We start from the raw sequence: 15,711 nt of genomic DNA on the forward strand, positions 1-15,711 counted from the left end.
GGTGATCTGCACCTCTACGCTTCGGTGACCCAAATCACGAACAACGTTCGACATACCGAACCTCGCCGAGGAGGCCAGGTGCAACCCGACTCTCCGGCGCTGCACGCAGCGGTACGCCGAGTCATGGTGCGGCTGATCCCGTTCCTGTTCCTCATGTACGTCATCGCGTTCTTGGACCGCGTGAACGTCGGCTTCGCCAAGGAGGAGTTCCAAGCCCACGCCGGCATCTCGGACGCCGCGTACGCCATGGGCGCAGGTCTGTTCTTCATCGGCTACGCGCTGTTCGAAGTCCCCAGCAACCTGATCCTGACGCGGGTGGGTGCCCGCTGGTGGATGTGCCGGATCATGGTCACCTGGGGCCTCATCTCGGCCGCGATGTCGCTGGTCAACAGCGAGTTCCTGTTCTACCTGATGCGCTTCCTGCTCGGCGTCGCCGAAGCCGGGTTCTTCCCGGGCGTGATCCTCTACATCACCTACTGGGTCCCGCACGCCTTCCGCGCCCGCTGCAACGCGATGTTCTACTTCGGCATCCCGCTCGCGTCGGTGCTCGGCGCCCCGCTGTCCGGCGCGCTGCTGGAGATGGACGGCGTCGCCGGGATCCTGGGCTGGCAGTGGATGTTCGCCATCGAGGGCCTGATCGCGTGCGTCGTGGGCGTGTGGGCGTTCTTCTACCTCGACGACTCCCCGGCGCAGGCCAAGTGGCTCACCGACGACCAGCGCACCACCCTGCAGGCCGCGTTGGACGCCGAGGACGGCGCCAAGCAGGGACCGCACCGGCTGCTCTCGTCGCTGGTGGACCCGCGCGTGCTGTACTTCTGCCTGATCTACTTCCTGATCCAGTGCAGCGTCTACGGCATGACGTTCTACCTGCCGACGCAGGTGTCGGAGGCCGTGGGCAGCGAAGAGGTCGGACTGCTGGTCGGCCTGGTCACCGCGATCCCGTGGACGATCGCGCTCGTGGTCAACATCGTGGTGAACACGGCTGCGGACCGCCTGGCCCAGCCGAAGAAGCGCTTCGTCGCGGCGGCCTGCGTCGCGGCCGGCTCGGTCGGCATCGCGGCGTCGGCGGCGTTCAGCAACCCGTACCTGGCCATCGCGGGGCTGTCCGTGGCGGCTGCGGGGTACATCTCCGTCCAGCCGGTCTTCTGGACCTTCCCAGCGGCCTACCTGACCGGGACCGCAGCTGCGGCGGGCATCGGGCTCATCAACTCGCTGGGCAACCTCGGCGGTTTCGTCGCGCCGGTCGCCAAGACCTGGGTGGAGAGCACCCTCCACTCCGACACCGCGGGCCTCTACCTCCTGGCCCTCTGCGGCTTCGGGGCGGCAGCCCTCTTCCTCACCCTCTCCCGGGCCGAGGACCCCAGCCGGACCCCGCAGGCCGACGCCGACCCCGAGGCCAGCCACCACTGAGGCAGTCACGCAGGAACGGATGACGACGGTGCGGGGGGAAGTTCCGCGGAACTTCCCCCCCGCACCTCCCAGTGCGAGCAGGGAGGTTTCAGGTGGACCTCCCTGCTCGACGCGTGTTTCGAGGGTGCGCCGCAAACCCTTCTTCAGGTGTGGGACTCGAACAGCACCGGCTCTGCCACCCGCACGGCGAAGCAGAGCGAGTGCGTCCACCACCAGATCAACGGACCTGGAGCTCCTGGAAGGGCGCGGGCTCCTTGGACAGCGGGATCTGGTACCGCTGCGTGAGGAACGTGGCGATGGTGTTGAACAGCGGCGCCGCCGACTTGGATTCCCGAGCACCGGAGGGCGCGTCGAGCATGAGACCCACCACGAACCGCGGGTCGTCGGCGGGAACCATGCCGGCGAAGGTGATCCAGTACTTCGACTGGCTGTAGCAGCGGCACGCCGGGTCGATCTGCTGCGCCGTGCCCGTCTTGCCCGCCACCTGGTAGCCCGGCATCGCGGCGTCCGAGCCCGTGCCGTCGTCGGAACTGCCCGGTCCGTCCTGCACGACCGAGCGGAGCATGTCCCGGACGACGTGCGCGGTCTGCGGGCTGACCACCCGGACCGGTTCCGGGGCCGGCCGCGCGACCCGCGTCCCGTCCGGTTGCACTTCGGCCTCGATGATGCGCGGCGGGACGCGGACCCCGTCGTTGGCGATGGCCTGGAACATGCCGGCCATCTGCAGCACCGTCATCGAAAGGCCCTGCCCGATCGGCAGGTTCGCGAACGTCGAGCCCGACCAGTCCTCCCGCGCAGGGAGGCTGCCCGCGCTCTCCCCGGGCAGCCCGATGCCGGTCGGCTTGCCGAGCCCGAACGCCTTGGCCAGGTCGTACCAGCGCTGCTCTCCGAGCTGCTGGGCCACCATCAGGGTGCCCACGTTGGAGGACTTGCCCATGACACCGGTGAAGGTGAGCCCGATCGTGCCGTGCTTCCAGGCGTCGCCGACGGTGCGGTCGGCGACCTTGATGCTGCCCGGGACCTGCAGCACCTGGTCGGGCTTGACGATGCCGTGCTCGATCGCCCCAGCCGCGGTGATCACCTTGTTCACGGACCCGGGCTCGTAGGGCGTGGTGACCGACGGGTTGCCGAGGTTGCCGACCCACGGGCCGCGCGGGTCGAAGGTCTTGTCGTTGGCCAGCGCGTAGACCTCACCGGTCTTGGCGTCCAAGACCACCGCGCTGGCGCTCTTGGCACCGGCGCGCACGGCGTAGTCGGAGACCTCCCGCTGCACCACGTGCTGCAGGTCGGAGTCGAGCGTCAGCTGCACGTCCGAGCCCGGGGTGGCCGCTACCAGCTCCCGCTCGGTGCCGGGGATGACCAGGTTCGAGCCGCGGGCGGTGTCGGAGACCTTGGTGCCGTTGCGGCCGCCGAGGACGTCGTTCATCGCCAGCTCCAGGCCGATCTGGCCCTTGACCTTGCGCTCGTCCATCCGCCAGTTCGCGGCCCCTATGACGTTGGCCGCCAAGTTGCCCGCCGGGTACTCGCGGGTGGCGCGGTACTCGGCACCGATGTGCGGGTACTTCTCGGTGATCACGTTGGCCTGGCTGGGATCGATCTCCGGGCCGAAGTAGGTGAACGCGGCGTCCTTGAACAGCGCGTCGAGCACTTCGTGCTCGGTGATCTGCCCGCGCAGCGTCGTGGCGATGAACCGGGCGACCTCCTGCTTGTACTGCGCCGAGGTCGGCTTGCTGGGGTCCTTGGCGTGCTGCTCGTCGAAGTCCTCGGTGAGCTGGCGCGGGTTGGCGTAGAGCTGCCGCGCTTCGCTGGAGAAGGCGAGCACGTTGGAGTTGCGGTCCACGATGGACCCGCGTTCAGCGGGGATCGCGTCCTTGGTGATCCGCTGCTTCTCGCCCTCGCTGGACAGCTCGCCGGCCTGCACGCCCTGGACCTGCACCAGCTTGGCGCCGGTGAGCAGCAGCGCGATGACCATGAGCAACCGCCCGACCAACAGCCGCCGGTTGCTGCCGGCGACGTTGGTGCGGGCGGTGCGACCTCGTGCTCGGGTCGTGCGCGGCATCAGCGCCCCATCGCCTGCGCTCGGGCCGGGTCCTGCTGCGGAGCGTGCTGCGGGGACGCCGGGGGCGTCGGCTGCCCGGGCTCACCCGCGGGCGCGGGCGGCGCGGGCGGCGGCGCCGGCGCGGTGGCCTTCTCCGGCTCGCCCACGACGACGACCGAGCCGTCCGGCTGCGGCACCAGGTGCGCCGGGGCGGGGGCCTTGACCATGCCCAGCTCCTGCTCGGCGCGGCGCTGGATCTCCGGCGTCGATCCCATCGAGCTGACCTCGCGCTGCAGCTGTTCCTTGCGCTCGTTGAGCGCGTTGACGCGGGCTTCGCCCTCCTGCAGCCGGTAGCTGCCGGACACCGCCGAGATCGACAGCCACAGCGTCGCCGCCAGACCGGTGGCCAGCACGACCATGACCACGACGACCAGCGGGAGCCGGGCGAGGGTGTTCACGCGCTCGTGGACCAGCTGCTTGGCGCGCGGCATGGCCGCGACGGGACGCCGCTCCTCGCCGCCCTGGCGGACCTGGCGCGGGCGTCGCGCGGGCTGGTCGCGCCGCTCCTCGCGCCGCGCGTAGGCCCGCTCGGCCGCGGCCGAGCGGGTCCGCCGCTTCTCGGACTTCTTCGGTGCCTGCTTCAGCCCCGAGGGCCCGGTCGCGGTGCCCTCCGCGGTCTCGGCGCTGTCGGTCCGTGAAGCCGCGTTGGCACGTGCAGGTGCAGTCATGTCGCCTCCTCGCCGTTGCCCCCGCGGATCCGCTCGGCGGCGCGCAGCCGCACCGAAGCCGCCCTGGGGTTGGTTTCGATCTCATCGGCACCGGCCTGCTCGGAGCCCCGGGTGAGCAGCCGGAACTCCGGCCCGTGCCCGGGGAGTTCGACCGGCAGGTCGACCGGGGTGCGGGACTTCACGCGGTCGGCGAACTCCCGCTTGGTGATCTTGTCCTCCAGCGAGTGGTAGGACATGACCGCGATCCGGCCTCCCACGGCCAGCGAGTCCATGGCCGCGGGCAGGGCCCGCTCCAGCACGTCGAGCTCGGCGTTGACCTCGATGCGCAGCGCTTGGAACGTGCGCTTGGCCGGGTGCCCGCCGGTGCGCCGGCTCGCGGCCGGGACGGTGTCGTAGAGCAGCTCGACCAGCCGCCCGCTGCCGCTGAAGAGCTCCTTCTCGCGCTCGCGGACGACCGCCGAGGCGATCTTGGCCGCGAACTTCTCCTCGCCGTAGACCCGCAGGATCCGGGCGAGGTCCTCGCGCGGGTAGGTGTTGAGCACGTCGGCGGCGGTGCGCGGCGCCCCCGGGTCCATCCGCATGTCCAGCGGCGCGTCCTGCGCGTAGGCGAAACCGCGTTCGGCTTCGTCCAGCTGCAGCGAGGACACCCCCAGGTCGAACAGCGCGGCGTCCACCGTGGACAGACCGAGCTCGTCGAGCACCCGGTCCCACTCGTCGTAGACGGCGTGCACCAGGTCGATCCGGTCGGAGTGGGGGGCCAGGCGCTCACCGGCCAGGCGCAGCGCGTCCGGGTCCCGGTCCAGCCCGACCAAGCGCAACCCCGGGAACCGGGCGAGCATCGCCTCCGAGTGCCCGCCCATGCCCAGCGTCGCGTCGACGACCACCGCCCCGTCCCGGGACAGCGCCGGCTCCAGCAGTTCCAGCGTGCGCTCCAGCAGCACCGGAACGTGCCTGTCGCGGGCGGAACCGCCCTTCTCCTGCGGCTCGTCGGCCACTGCGGCCCCTCCCTCCCGCGTGCCGGACTTGCTCAGAACCACCGATCGGCGCGCACCCGGCAGTGCGCACCGACCATCTCGCTGCGTCGATCCCCCTCGTCGAGCGCCGGATCTCGTCAGGTCCCCGCCCGCCCGTCGCTTCCTGGTACCGGGGAAGATGCACCAGGAGGCGAAAGCCGAGCGGACCGAGGCCTCACGAGGCCCGACAGCCACTCCTAAAACACGCCGGGCAACACCTCCTCGCGCGCCTGCGCGTAGCCCTCCTCGTGCTCCTCGAGGTAGTTCTGCCACCGCTCCGCCTGCCAGATCTCCAGGCGGGTGATCGCGCCGATGACCACGCACTCCTTGTTGAGATCCGCGTAGCGGCGCAGCTCCGGCGCGATGGAAATCCGACCCTGGCCGTCGGGACGCTGCTCGTCGGTCCCGGCGAACAGGTACCGCTGGTAGGCGCGGACCGCCTCGTTGGTGAACGGCGCCTCGGCGACCTTGCGCGCCATCTGCTCGAACTCGTCGCGCGGGAAGACGTAGAGGCAGTGGTCCTGTCCCTTGGTGACCATCAGACCCCCCGCCAGTGCGTCCCGGAACTTCGCCGGCAGCGTCAAGCGCCCCTTGTCGTCGAGCTTGGGGTGGTGGGTGCCGAGAAACATCCCGGTCCACCTCCCCCGACCCGGATCGCCTCCGCCGACGACCGCCCCCGCGCCGGGAGCGCGGGATCCCGCCGCCGACCGGGGCAGCTACGACGAAAGCAGCAGGACCCCCTTTTGCCCCACCGGGCCCCACAGTACCCCACTTCGCTCCACGGTCAACACGAAACGCCCCGGTCACCCGAGCGTGATCGCGACTGTTTTCGCAGGTAGCACCACGTGGGGGTGAAGTGGGGGAGATCGGGGGCGCCGCGCGGCCCCCACCCCACCACGCGCCACCGCGGGTCCACCAGCCAGGATGGGCGGGGATCAGGCGAAAACCGCCGGTCAGCACGCGTGTAGATCAACTGGACGACCGGCCGGTTATGCTCAGTCCGTTCGGTGTCCGGCGCGACCGGGTACCGGTGGTGGGGTGAAGTGGGGGCAGTGCGACCCTCGGCTCCGCCGGCCCGGTCCGGGTGCCCTCCCGGCACCCCCGGTCTGCGGGCCAGACATGGCCGGGAGGGCGAGATCCAGGAGGTGGCGTGACGCCGAAAACCCAGCTGACCGGCACCGCCGGTCCGACGACCGGCGCGCCCGCCCCAGCCGCGCCCGGCATCGACCGCGTGCACGGCACGATCCAGCGCATCGCCGCCAACGTGGAGCAGGTCCTGGTCGGCAAGCCCGAGGTGGTCCGCGTCGCGCTGGTCACGCTGCTCGCCGAGGGCCACCTGCTGGTGGAAGACGTGCCCGGCGTGGGCAAGACCTCGCTGGCCAAGGCGCTCGCGCGGTCCATCGACTGCACGGTCAGCCGGATCCAGTTCACCCCGGACCTGCTGCCCAGCGACATCACCGGCGTGTCCATCTACAACCGGCAGACCGAGAGCTTCGAGTTCCGGCCTGGACCGGTGTTCGCCAACATCGTGGTGGGCGACGAGATCAACCGCGCCTCGCCGAAGACGCAGTCCGCGCTGCTGGAGTGCATGGAGGAGCAGCAGGTCACGGTCGACGGCGACACCTACGCGCTCGGCGCGCCGTTCATGGTCATCGCCACCCAGAACCCGGTCGAGATGGAGGGCACCTACGCCCTGCCGGAGGCGCAGCGCGACCGCTTCACCGCGCGGGTGTCGATCGGCTACCCGGACGCCAAGGCCGAACTGGCGATGGTCGACGAGCACTCCGGGCACGACCCATTGGGCCAGCTGCGCCCGGTCACCGACAGCGCCGAGGTCCAGGAGCTGCTGCGCGTCGTCAGCCAGGTGCACACCTCCACCGACATCCGCCGGTACGCGATCGCACTGGTCACCGCGACCCGCAACCTCGCCGAGCTGCGGCTGGGGGCCTCCCCGCGGTCGACGCTGCAGCTGGTGCGCGCCGCCCGCGCGCAGGCGGCGCTGGCCGGTCGCGACTTCGTCATCCCGGACGACCTGCAGGCGGTGGCCGTCCCGGTCCTCGCGCACCGGCTGGTGCTCACCAGCGAGGCGCGTGCCGCGCGCCGCTCGGCGACCGACCTGGTGCGGCAACTGCTGGAGCGCATCCCGGTGCCGCGCGGCGACACCCACGACGAACGAGGCTGACGTGCTCTCCGGGCTGACCATCCGCGGTCGCTGCCTGCTGGCGGCGGGCGTGGCAGCCGGGATCTGCGCGCTGGTCCTCGACGAGCGGGACCTGCTGCGGGTCTCGGCCTTCGTGATCGCCCTGCCGCTGCTGTCGCTGGCGCTGTCGGGACGGGTCCGGTTCGGCGTCGGCGCGCGCCGGGTGATCGACCCGCCGCGCGTCCCCGTCGGTTCCCGGGCCGACGTGCAGCTGCACATCACCGGCCGTGGCCGGCTGCCCGCCGACGGGCTGGTTCTGGAGGACGGCACCCCGCACGCGCTCGGCGGCCGTCCCCGCTTCCGGCTGCCGATCGTGCCGCGCCAGCGCGGCCAGGTGGTCAGCTACCCGGTGACGCCGGCGCTGCGCGGTATCCACCACATCGGGCCGCTGCGCACCTGGGTCGGGGACCCGTTCGGACTGGCCCGCTTCGAACGGGAGCTGGCCGGTCGTTCCCGGCTCGTGGCCACGCCCGAGGTCGTCGAGCTGGCCGGGTTGCCCGCCGGGTCCGGTCTGGGCACCGGCGAGGACGGGACGGCGCGGCTGCGTGCCGGGCACGGCGAGGACGACGCGATGGTCCGCCAGTACCGGCAGGGCGACGACATCCGCCGCGTGCACTGGAAGTCGACCGCCCGCCGCGACGAGTTGATGGTGCGGGTCGAGGAGCGGCCGTGGCACGGCGGCGTCACGGTGATGCTGGACCGGCGCTCGGCCGCCCACCGCGGCAGCGGCGCGCGCAACAGCGTCGAGTGGGCCATCTCCGCCGTGGCCAGCATCAGCCTGCACCTGGCGCGCAACGGCCAGCAGGTCCAGCTGGTCACCGAGGACGGGAACCCGCTGGCCCGCGAGATCGGCGGTGATGACGGGAGCCGGGAGGAAGCGCTGCTGGACTCCCTCGCCGCCGTGCGCCCCTCCCCCCAGCGCGACCTGCAGTGCAGCCGCGACCCCGGCGACGGGCACGAGCTCATCGCCGTGCTCGGCGAAACCACCACCGCGGGCGTCGCCGAGCTGACCAAGCTCCGCCCGCAGGAGACCCGCAGCATCGCGGTGCTGCTCTCGGTCCGGTCCTGGAACGGCGAGAACGGCGTCGACCCGGAGGACGCGGCGCGCAGGCTGCGCGCGGCGGGCTGGACGGTCGTGGTGGCCGAGGGTCCGCGGACCCCGATCTCCGAGGTGTGGCGGGACCTGTGCCAGCAGACCAAGTCGGCCGACCCCGCAGGAATGATGCCGTGAGCAAGGAGAACACCGGTTCCCTCGACACGTCGCTGGTGGCCGCCGCAGCCGGTGCGTTCGCGGTGCTGTGCGCCTCGGCGTCGTTCGCCGGCGTGCTCGCCGACGCCCGCTGGCTGTTCCCGGCGCTCATCACGGTGCTGGCCGTGGCGGGCGTGGGCGTGCTCGGCAGGCGCCTGAGCTGGCCGACCGCGGGCGTGGTGGCGGCCCAGCTCGTGGCGCTGCTGGAGGCGCTGACTGTGCTGTTCGCCTCGTCCAGCGCGTTCCTCGGACTGCTGCCCACCCCGGGCGCGCTGGTCGAGCTCTCCCGACTGCTGGGCGGAGCCGACGAGCTGATCCGCACCGGTGTTCCGCCGGTCGCCGCCGACCCGCCGCTGCAGGCGCTGGTGTGCCTGGGCCTGGGCGTCGTCGCGCTGCTGGTCGACCTGATCGCGGTCGGCTTCGGCACCCCGGCCGTGACCGGGCTGGTGCTGCTGTGCGTGTTCGCGATCCCGGCGTCGCTGGCCGACCGGATGCTGCCGTGGTGGTCGTTCGCGCTGGGCGGTGCCGGCTACGCGCTGCTGCTCGCCGCCGGTGGGCACCACCGCAGGTGGCGGCGGTACGAGGAACCGGACAGGGTGGCGCAGACCCTGTTCGGCCGGACCTCGGCGACCGTCGCCGGCACGGCCGGTGTGATCGCGGTGCTCGCGGGTTCGGTGTTCACCGGGGTGGGCACCGAAGGCCGGTTGCCGGGTTCGGTGCCGGAGGAGTTCGGCGGCACCGACGGCATCGGCCTGCAGCCGTTCACCTCGCTGCGCGGGCAGCTCAACCGCGACCGGGTCGTGGAGCTGTTCCGCGTCCGGGGCCTGCAGCAGGACAGCTACCTGCGGGCGATGACGCTGCGCAAGTTCGACCCGAACACGGGATGGCAGCTCGAGGGCCTGACCCAGGGCGTGGAGGCGAACGCCCCGCTGCCGCTGCCGGAGGGCACCACGATCGGGCGTGGAAGGCCCGAACGCGTGGAGGTGCAGCCGATCGGTTACCGGGACCCGTGGCTGCCGGTCTTCGGCACGCCGGTCTCGGTGTCGGGCATGGGCCGCGACTGGCGGTACGACCCGGCCGCCGGGATCGTGTTCACCCAGACCAACCAGGAGACCCGGCCCTACACCCAGCAGGTGGTCGTCCCGGACCCGTCGCCGGACGAGTTGCGCTCCGCGCGCGGGCCGATGCCGATCGACCCCGCCTACCTCGACCCCTCCGGCATCTCGCCGGAGGTCGCCGAACTGGCGCGGCAGCTCACCGAGGACCAGCCCACCGAGTTCGACAAGGTCGTCGCGATCAACCGCTTCTTCACCGATCCGGCCAACGGCTTCCGCTACGACCTGAGCACCGCGCCGTCGACCGGGCAGGACGCGCTCAGCGACTTCCTGTTCCGCGGCAAGCGCGGGTTCTGCGAGCAGTACGCCTCGTCGATGGCGGTGCTGCTGCGCTCGATCGGCATCCCCTCGCGGGTGGCGATCGGGTTCACCGCCGGGTACCAGGACGGCACCGAGCAGGTCATCACCACCGAGGACGCGCACGCGTGGGTGGAGGCCTACTTCCCCGGGTGGGGCTGGCAGACCTTCGACCCGACGCCGCTCGCCGACGGCCGCACGGCGCTCCCGCAGTTCCTCGACACGGCGCTGCACCCGCCGCAGCCCGCGGCACCGCTGCCGGGCCAGCCGCTGCCGCCGCCCGAGCCGGGCGCGCCGGCCCCGCCGGTCGCGGGCGCGCAGCCGGACCAGCCCGACTCCCGCGATCGCCCGCAGCAGCGCCGGGAGCCCGTCGAACGCGGCTGGTCGCTCACGGCCTTCGGGGTGCTCGCGCTGCTGGCTTGCACAGGCGCGGCCGCGCCGTTGGCGGTCCGCGAGATCCGCCGCGGCCAGCGGCTGCAGGCGATCACCGAGGGCCGCGAGGGCGCGGCGAGCACTGCGTGGCGCGAGGTGCTCGACGAGTTCCGGGACCGCGGCTACCAGCCGCGCGCCACCGACACCGCCCGCCAGCTCGCCGACCGCCTGGTCACCGACCACGAGCTGGACACCGAGGGCGCCGACGCCCTCAAGCGGCTGGTGACGGCCGTCGAGCGGGAGTGGTACGCGCCGACGCCGCAGGCGGACGGCACCTTGTCCGAGACGCTGAAGTCGATCACCACGAGCCTCCAGCTCAACGCCCCGATGGACCTGCGCTCCCGGCTCTTCCCGCGCTCGGCGCTCCCGCCCTGGCGCACCCACCCCTGACGGTCCCGCCTCGACGCCCACGAGCGGAAGCGCGACGTTCCAGCCGGGGTCGTCCCCGAGGCCGAACCCCGGTTCGTCGGCGGCGGTTCCAGCCGGAACCTGCCTCCCACGGGAGCGGGGACAGCTCAAGCCCACCACCGGAGATCCGTCTCCACGAAGGCTGTTCCTGTGAGCTGCGCCGGGCGCGGACAAACGAAGATCGCCGCCGGGCCCCACGGCCCGGCGGCGATCTTCGACGTAGCCCCTACTGCTCGAAGCGCTTGCGGAAGCGCTCCTCCATGCGTTGGGCGAGGGAACCGCGCGCTGCGGGACGGTTCGAGCCGCGCTTGGGCTTCTCGCCTCCGCCCCCGTCGTCCGCCGCCTGGTCGTCATCGCCGCCACCGCGCAACGCGGCCAGCACGATCACTGCTCCGCCGAACATCACGAGGAAGCCGACCACGCTCAACACCGGGATCTCCGCCGGCCGCAGGGCGGGGATCACCGCACCGATGACCAACAGAGCAAGACCCAGCACGAAGACGGCGATGCCCTGCAACCGCCGACGTCGAGATGGGCGTTGGAGCCGTCCTCCGCGCACGGTGGAGGCGAACTTTGGGTCCTCGGCGTAGAGCGCGCGCTCGATCTGCTCGAGCTGTCGCTGCTCGTGCTCGGAGAGTGGCATGACTCCTCCTCCGGCACAGGTTCTCGGTGGCGCCGGGCTTGCCGACCGGCGAACGCTTGGGGGCGTCACCATCGAGGATACGGTTCCGGCGACGCGACGACTACCCGGTCCGGCCACCGGAAACCTGCGACATCGCGGACACCGCCAGGTCGGGTGTGTGATCAACTTCGCATTTCGCCTCGGCGACCAGCGGTAATCATGCGAGGCACCCTGGGTAGTCGCGTTGGGTGATGATCGTCGCAGGTGTGCGGCCGATCGGCGGAATTTCCGGAACGAGGCGGTCCGGCACAGGTCAGGCGGGTTTCCGCGCGATCGCGTGCAGCCGCGTGGCGATGTCGCGGAGGGGCGGGCGGGTCGCGGCGGCCTGCTCCAGCTCCGCGACCGTCTCCGCCGTGTGGTCGTCGGTCACCGAGCCCGGCACCAGGTCGCTGAGCACGCCCTGCCCCTGGACGAGCTCGACGGTGAACCCGCCGGCGCTGAGGGACCGCTGCAGCGCCTCGGTGTCGAACCGGCGCTGCAAGGTCTCCGATCCCGCGTCCAGGACGCCATCGGTGTCGTTGAGCAGCCGCAGCGCCTCGCCGACCCGACCGGCCAGCGCGCGGGCGAGGACCGCCGCGTAGCGGTTGGCGACGAGCACCGACACGGCTCCGCCGGGGGCGGTGGCGGCTGCCAGCGCGGCGATGGCGGTGTCGACGTCGTCGACGACCTCCAGCAACCCGTGCGCCAGGACGAGGTCGGCACCGCCGTCCGGGCTCAGCGCTTCGAGGGCCTCGGTGTCGCCCTGCAGCGGCGTCACGCGGTCGGCCACGCCGGCGTCCTCGGCGCGGCGCTGCAAGGTCGCCAAGGCGTTGGGGCTCGGGTCGATCACGGTGACCGCGCACCCGGCCTCGGCGAGAGGCACCGCCCACACGCCGCTGCCGCCGCCGACGTCGAGCACGCGCGGTCGGCGGCCGAGCCGCTGCGCCGCGTTGGCGATCTCGGTTTCCAGCACCTCGTGGACGGCGTCCGATCTCATGGCCAAGAGCGTAATGCCGGGTGGCGCGCACCTCGCACCGGCGGGGTTGGTACGCGGCGCCGGTCCGGGCGAGGACGAGTGGCGGAGTCGTCATGAGCAAAACTCGGCCGGCACTGCTCAGGGGGTCGCCGGTTCCGTAGGCTACGTGCGTGCAGACGGTTGCGGTGCTGAGTCTCAAAGGTGGCGTGGGCAAGACGACCGTGGTGCTCGGGCTCGCCTCGGCCGCCATGCGGCGCGGCGTGCGGACGCTCGTGGTGGACCTCGACCCGCAGTGCAACGCCACCGCCGCCTTGGAACCGGAGGAGACCGCCCAAGGTCTCAGCGACGTCCTCGCCGATCCCCGCCCGGAGGTGCTGCGCGCGGCGGTGACCGCCAGCGCGTGGGGGGACGAGGTCGATGTCCTGGTCGGTTCCGAGGACGCCGAGAACCTCAACGGGCAAGGCTCGGGTGACGGACACCTGTCCCGCCTGGACGAGGCGCTGTCCGAACTGGACGACCTGATCGTCGAGGGCCAGCTCCCCTACCAGCTCGTGCTGCTGGACTGCCCGCCCTCCCTGGGGCGGTTGACGCGGTCCGCGCTGGTCGCGGCCGACCGCGCTCTGCTGGTCACCGAACCGACGATCTTCGCCGTCTCGGGCGTGCAGCGCGCCTTCGAGGCGGTGCAGGCCGAACGCGCCAACAACCCGGACCTGCAACCGCTGGGCGTGGTGGTCAACCGCGTCCGCCCGAGGTCGCACGAGCACCAGTACCGCATCGACGAGCTGCGGGACATCTTCGGCCCGCTGGTGATGCCGGTGGCGCTGCCCGACCGGCTCGCCGTCCAGCAGGCGCAGGGCGCCTGCATGCCGATCCACCAGTGGGGCACACCGGGAGCCCGCGAGGTGGCGCTGGCGTTCAACCTGATCCTGGCCCGCACGCTCCGCGCGGGCCGGCAGCGCCGCTGGGAGCCCGAGGACGAGGACCTCGTCGAGGAAGCCGAGTGATCCGGTGCCCGAGGGCGACACGGTCTTCTTCACCTGCCACCGGCTGAACGAAGCCTTGGCCGGGAAGGAGCTGGTCCGCGGCGAGCTCCGGCACCCCCGACTGTCCACCATGGACCTCGCCGGCCGGGTGGTGAGCGAGGTCCGCCCGGTGGGCAAGCACCTGCTGATCCGCTTCGAGCACGGCCGCACGCTGCACCACCACCTCCGGATGGACGGGTCGTGGCACCTCTACCGGCCGGGCGGGCGGTGGCGGCGCCCCGGCCACCAGGCCCGCGCGGTGCTGGCGACGGCCGAGCAGGTGGCGGTCGGCTTCTCGCTGCACGACATGCGGTGGATCCCGACGGACAGGGAGTCGGCGCTGGTCGGGCACCTGGGCCCGGACCTGCTCGCACCCGACTGGGGCCCGGAGCACGTGGCCGAAGCGCTGCGCAGGCTCACCGCGGACCCGGACCGCGAGATCGGGGAGGCCCTGCTCGACCAGCGGATCATGGCCGGTGTCGGCAACCTCTACAAGACCGAGGTCTGCTTCCTGCTCGGCCGCACGCCGTGGACCCCGGTCGCCCAGATCGACGCCGAGAAGGCGGTCCGGCTCAGCCACGAGCTGCTGCTGCGCAACGCCTGGCGACCCGAGCAGGCGACCACCAAGAGCCTCCGCCACGGCGACGAGCACTGGGTCTTCCACCGCCGGACCTGCCTGCGCTGCGGCACCACGGTCCGCCGCAGCCGGCAGGGGAAGCCTCCGGAGGACCGCATCACCTACCACTGCCCCCGCTGCCAGACCTGAGACCTCCCGCGCCTCCAGCAGTTCCGCCGCTCAGCGGCGCGGAAAGCAGGCATGTCACCCGTGCGAGGGAGGGGCGACATTGCACGGGTGACGGTGGAAGGACGGGCGCGCGCCGAGTCAGCGGAGGGAGCGGAGGTCGGCGAGGTTCCGGAGGAGCGGGTAGACGATGACGATGCCGATGGAGCCCCAGACCAGGCCGGTGATGCGCAGGTCGCCCACGCTGAGGGTCAGGTCGCCCACCCCGGCGATGACGGCCGTGCCGATCACCGCGAGGTTCACCGGGTCCGCGAAGTCGACCCGCGATTCGAGCCAGATGCGCACGCCGACGAGCGCGAGCATGCCGAACAGGACCAGCGTCGCCCCTCCGAGCACGCCCAGCGGGACCGTGTTGATCAGCGCGGCGAGCTTCGGGCTGAACGAGAGCACGATCGCCGCCACCGCCGCGACCAGGCACGACGCCGTGGAGTAGACGCGGGTCGCGGCCATGACGCCGATGTTGGCGGCGTAGCTGCTCACCGCCGACCCACCGGCGGATCCCGACAGCATCGTGGCGAGACCGCCGCCGATGAGCGCATCGCCGACGTAGGGGTCGAGGTCGCGGCCGGACACCGCCGCGACGGCCTTGAGGTGGGCGACGTGCTCGGCGACCAGCACGATCGCCAGCGGCAGCACGAACGGCACCACCGAGACGTGCACCTGCGGGGTGATCAGCTCCGGAACCCCGATCCACGGCGCCGCGGACAGCTCGGCGACCCGCTCCGGCACGAGCTGGCCCATCGACGCCGCGTAGACCCACCCCACCAGGACACCGGCCAGCACCGCGACGCGGCCGGCCATGCCGCGGCTGATCACCGTCAGCAGCACGACCGTCCCCAGCGTCAACGCCGCCGGAACTCTCTGCTGGTCGAAGGAGGACACCGACTGCGGTGCCAGGCTGAGCCCGATCATGAGCACGATCGCGCCGGTCACCACCGGCGGCATCGCGGTCTCCAGCAGGCGGACGCCCAGGGCCTTGACGGCCACTCCGAACGCCAGCACCACCAGCCCGACCACCATGATCCCGCCGAGCAGTGCCGCGGGTCCCGCGCCGACCTCGCTGACGGCCGCGCTGATCGGCACCACGAACGCCACCGAGGAACCGAGGTAGCTGGGCACCCGGTTGCGGGTGATCACCAGGAACAGCAGGGTGCCGATGCCCGACATGAGCAGCGTGGTGGCGACCGGGAACCCGGTCAGCAGCGGTACCAGCGTGGTGGTGCCGAACATGGCGAGCAGGTGCTGAACACCGAAGCCGATCGTCAGCGGCCAGCTGAGCCGTTCCTCGGACGTGACGACGGAATCGCGCAGCAGCCGCCGACCGTTGCCGTGCACGGCCCACAACGCCACACTGGCCTCC

The 15,711-nt window shown here is 72.1% G+C and carries 13 protein-coding genes; 6 read left to right on the forward strand and 7 right to left on the reverse strand.

Annotated features, from left to right (window positions below):
- The first annotated feature begins 78 nt into the window (after window positions 1–78).
- Window positions 79–1,410 (forward strand): MFS transporter, encoded by a 1,332-nt coding sequence (locus EIL87_RS13550; protein WP_233576228.1) that lies wholly within the window; start codon window positions 79–81, stop codon window positions 1,408–1,410.
- 217 nt (window positions 1,411–1,627) lie between these two features.
- On the opposite strand, the gene EIL87_RS13555 is transcribed toward EIL87_RS13550, so the two are convergent.
- From EIL87_RS13555 to mraZ, 4 genes are all read right to left on the reverse strand, one after another.
- A complete protein-coding gene (locus tag EIL87_RS13555) occupies window positions 1,628–3,469 on the reverse strand; it encodes a peptidoglycan D,D-transpeptidase FtsI family protein (RefSeq protein WP_125090847.1) in 1,842 nt (613 codons plus the stop codon).
- Window positions 3,469–4,176: a hypothetical protein gene (locus tag EIL87_RS13560; protein WP_125090849.1), complete on the reverse strand. Its 708-nt coding sequence runs from the start codon at window positions 4,174–4,176 to the stop codon at window positions 3,469–3,471. Before EIL87_RS13560 ends, EIL87_RS13555 begins: the two co-directional genes overlap by 1 nt.
- On the reverse strand, window positions 4,173–5,171 hold the full coding sequence (gene rsmH, locus EIL87_RS13565; protein WP_125090850.1) for a 16S rRNA (cytosine(1402)-N(4))-methyltransferase RsmH: 999 nt from the start codon (window positions 5,169–5,171) through the stop codon (window positions 4,173–4,175). Before rsmH ends, EIL87_RS13560 begins: the two co-directional genes overlap by 4 nt.
- Before the next feature lie 215 nt (window positions 5,172–5,386).
- Complete coding sequence (mraZ, locus tag EIL87_RS13570; protein WP_125090852.1) at window positions 5,387–5,818, reverse strand: division/cell wall cluster transcriptional repressor MraZ; 432 nt, start codon at window positions 5,816–5,818, stop codon at window positions 5,387–5,389.
- Window positions 5,819–6,339: 521 nt separating this feature from the next.
- Here mraZ and EIL87_RS13575 point away from each other — a divergent pair.
- Genes EIL87_RS13575 through EIL87_RS13585 form a run of 3 tightly spaced genes read left to right on the forward strand, consistent with a single transcriptional unit; the run spans window position 6,340 to window position 10,872 of the window.
- Window positions 6,340–7,371, forward strand: coding sequence for an AAA family ATPase (locus tag EIL87_RS13575; RefSeq protein WP_407690539.1), 1,032 nt, complete (start codon window positions 6,340–6,342; stop codon window positions 7,369–7,371).
- Between the two features lies 1 nt (window position 7,372).
- Complete coding sequence (locus EIL87_RS13580; RefSeq protein ID WP_125090856.1) at window positions 7,373–8,620, forward strand: DUF58 domain-containing protein; 1,248 nt, start codon at window positions 7,373–7,375, stop codon at window positions 8,618–8,620.
- Entirely contained in the window at window positions 8,617–10,872 is a 2,256-nt protein-coding gene (locus tag EIL87_RS13585; RefSeq protein ID WP_125090858.1) for a transglutaminase TgpA family protein, read from the forward strand. Before EIL87_RS13580 ends, EIL87_RS13585 begins: the two co-directional genes overlap by 4 nt.
- Before the next feature lie 244 nt (window positions 10,873–11,116).
- On the opposite strand, the gene EIL87_RS13590 is transcribed toward EIL87_RS13585, so the two are convergent.
- Window positions 11,117–11,533 (reverse strand): DUF3040 domain-containing protein, encoded by a 417-nt coding sequence (locus tag EIL87_RS13590; RefSeq protein ID WP_125090860.1) that lies wholly within the window; start codon window positions 11,531–11,533, stop codon window positions 11,117–11,119.
- A 292-nt stretch (window positions 11,534–11,825) separates the two neighbouring features.
- Window positions 11,826–12,548: a class I SAM-dependent methyltransferase gene (locus EIL87_RS13595; RefSeq protein ID WP_125090862.1), complete on the reverse strand. Its 723-nt coding sequence runs from the start codon at window positions 12,546–12,548 to the stop codon at window positions 11,826–11,828.
- A 149-nt stretch (window positions 12,549–12,697) separates the two neighbouring features.
- Here EIL87_RS13595 and EIL87_RS13600 point away from each other — a divergent pair, with 149 nt between their 5' ends.
- On the forward strand, window positions 12,698–13,531 hold the full coding sequence (locus EIL87_RS13600; protein WP_125090864.1) for a ParA family protein: 834 nt from the start codon (window positions 12,698–12,700) through the stop codon (window positions 13,529–13,531).
- Between the two features lie 4 nt (window positions 13,532–13,535).
- Window positions 13,536–14,315: a DNA-formamidopyrimidine glycosylase family protein gene (locus tag EIL87_RS13605; RefSeq protein ID WP_125090866.1), complete on the forward strand. Its 780-nt coding sequence runs from the start codon at window positions 13,536–13,538 to the stop codon at window positions 14,313–14,315.
- 117 nt (window positions 14,316–14,432) lie between these two features.
- On the opposite strand, the gene EIL87_RS13610 is transcribed toward EIL87_RS13605, so the two are convergent.
- Window positions 14,433–15,701 (reverse strand): uracil-xanthine permease family protein, encoded by a 1,269-nt coding sequence (locus EIL87_RS13610; RefSeq protein WP_125090868.1) that lies wholly within the window; start codon window positions 15,699–15,701, stop codon window positions 14,433–14,435.
- Window positions 15,702–15,711: the final 10 nt, after the last annotated feature.

This window comes from Saccharopolyspora rhizosphaerae, from assembly GCF_003931915.1.
Classification (GTDB): Bacteria; Actinomycetota; Actinomycetes; order Mycobacteriales; family Pseudonocardiaceae; genus Saccharopolyspora; species Saccharopolyspora rhizosphaerae.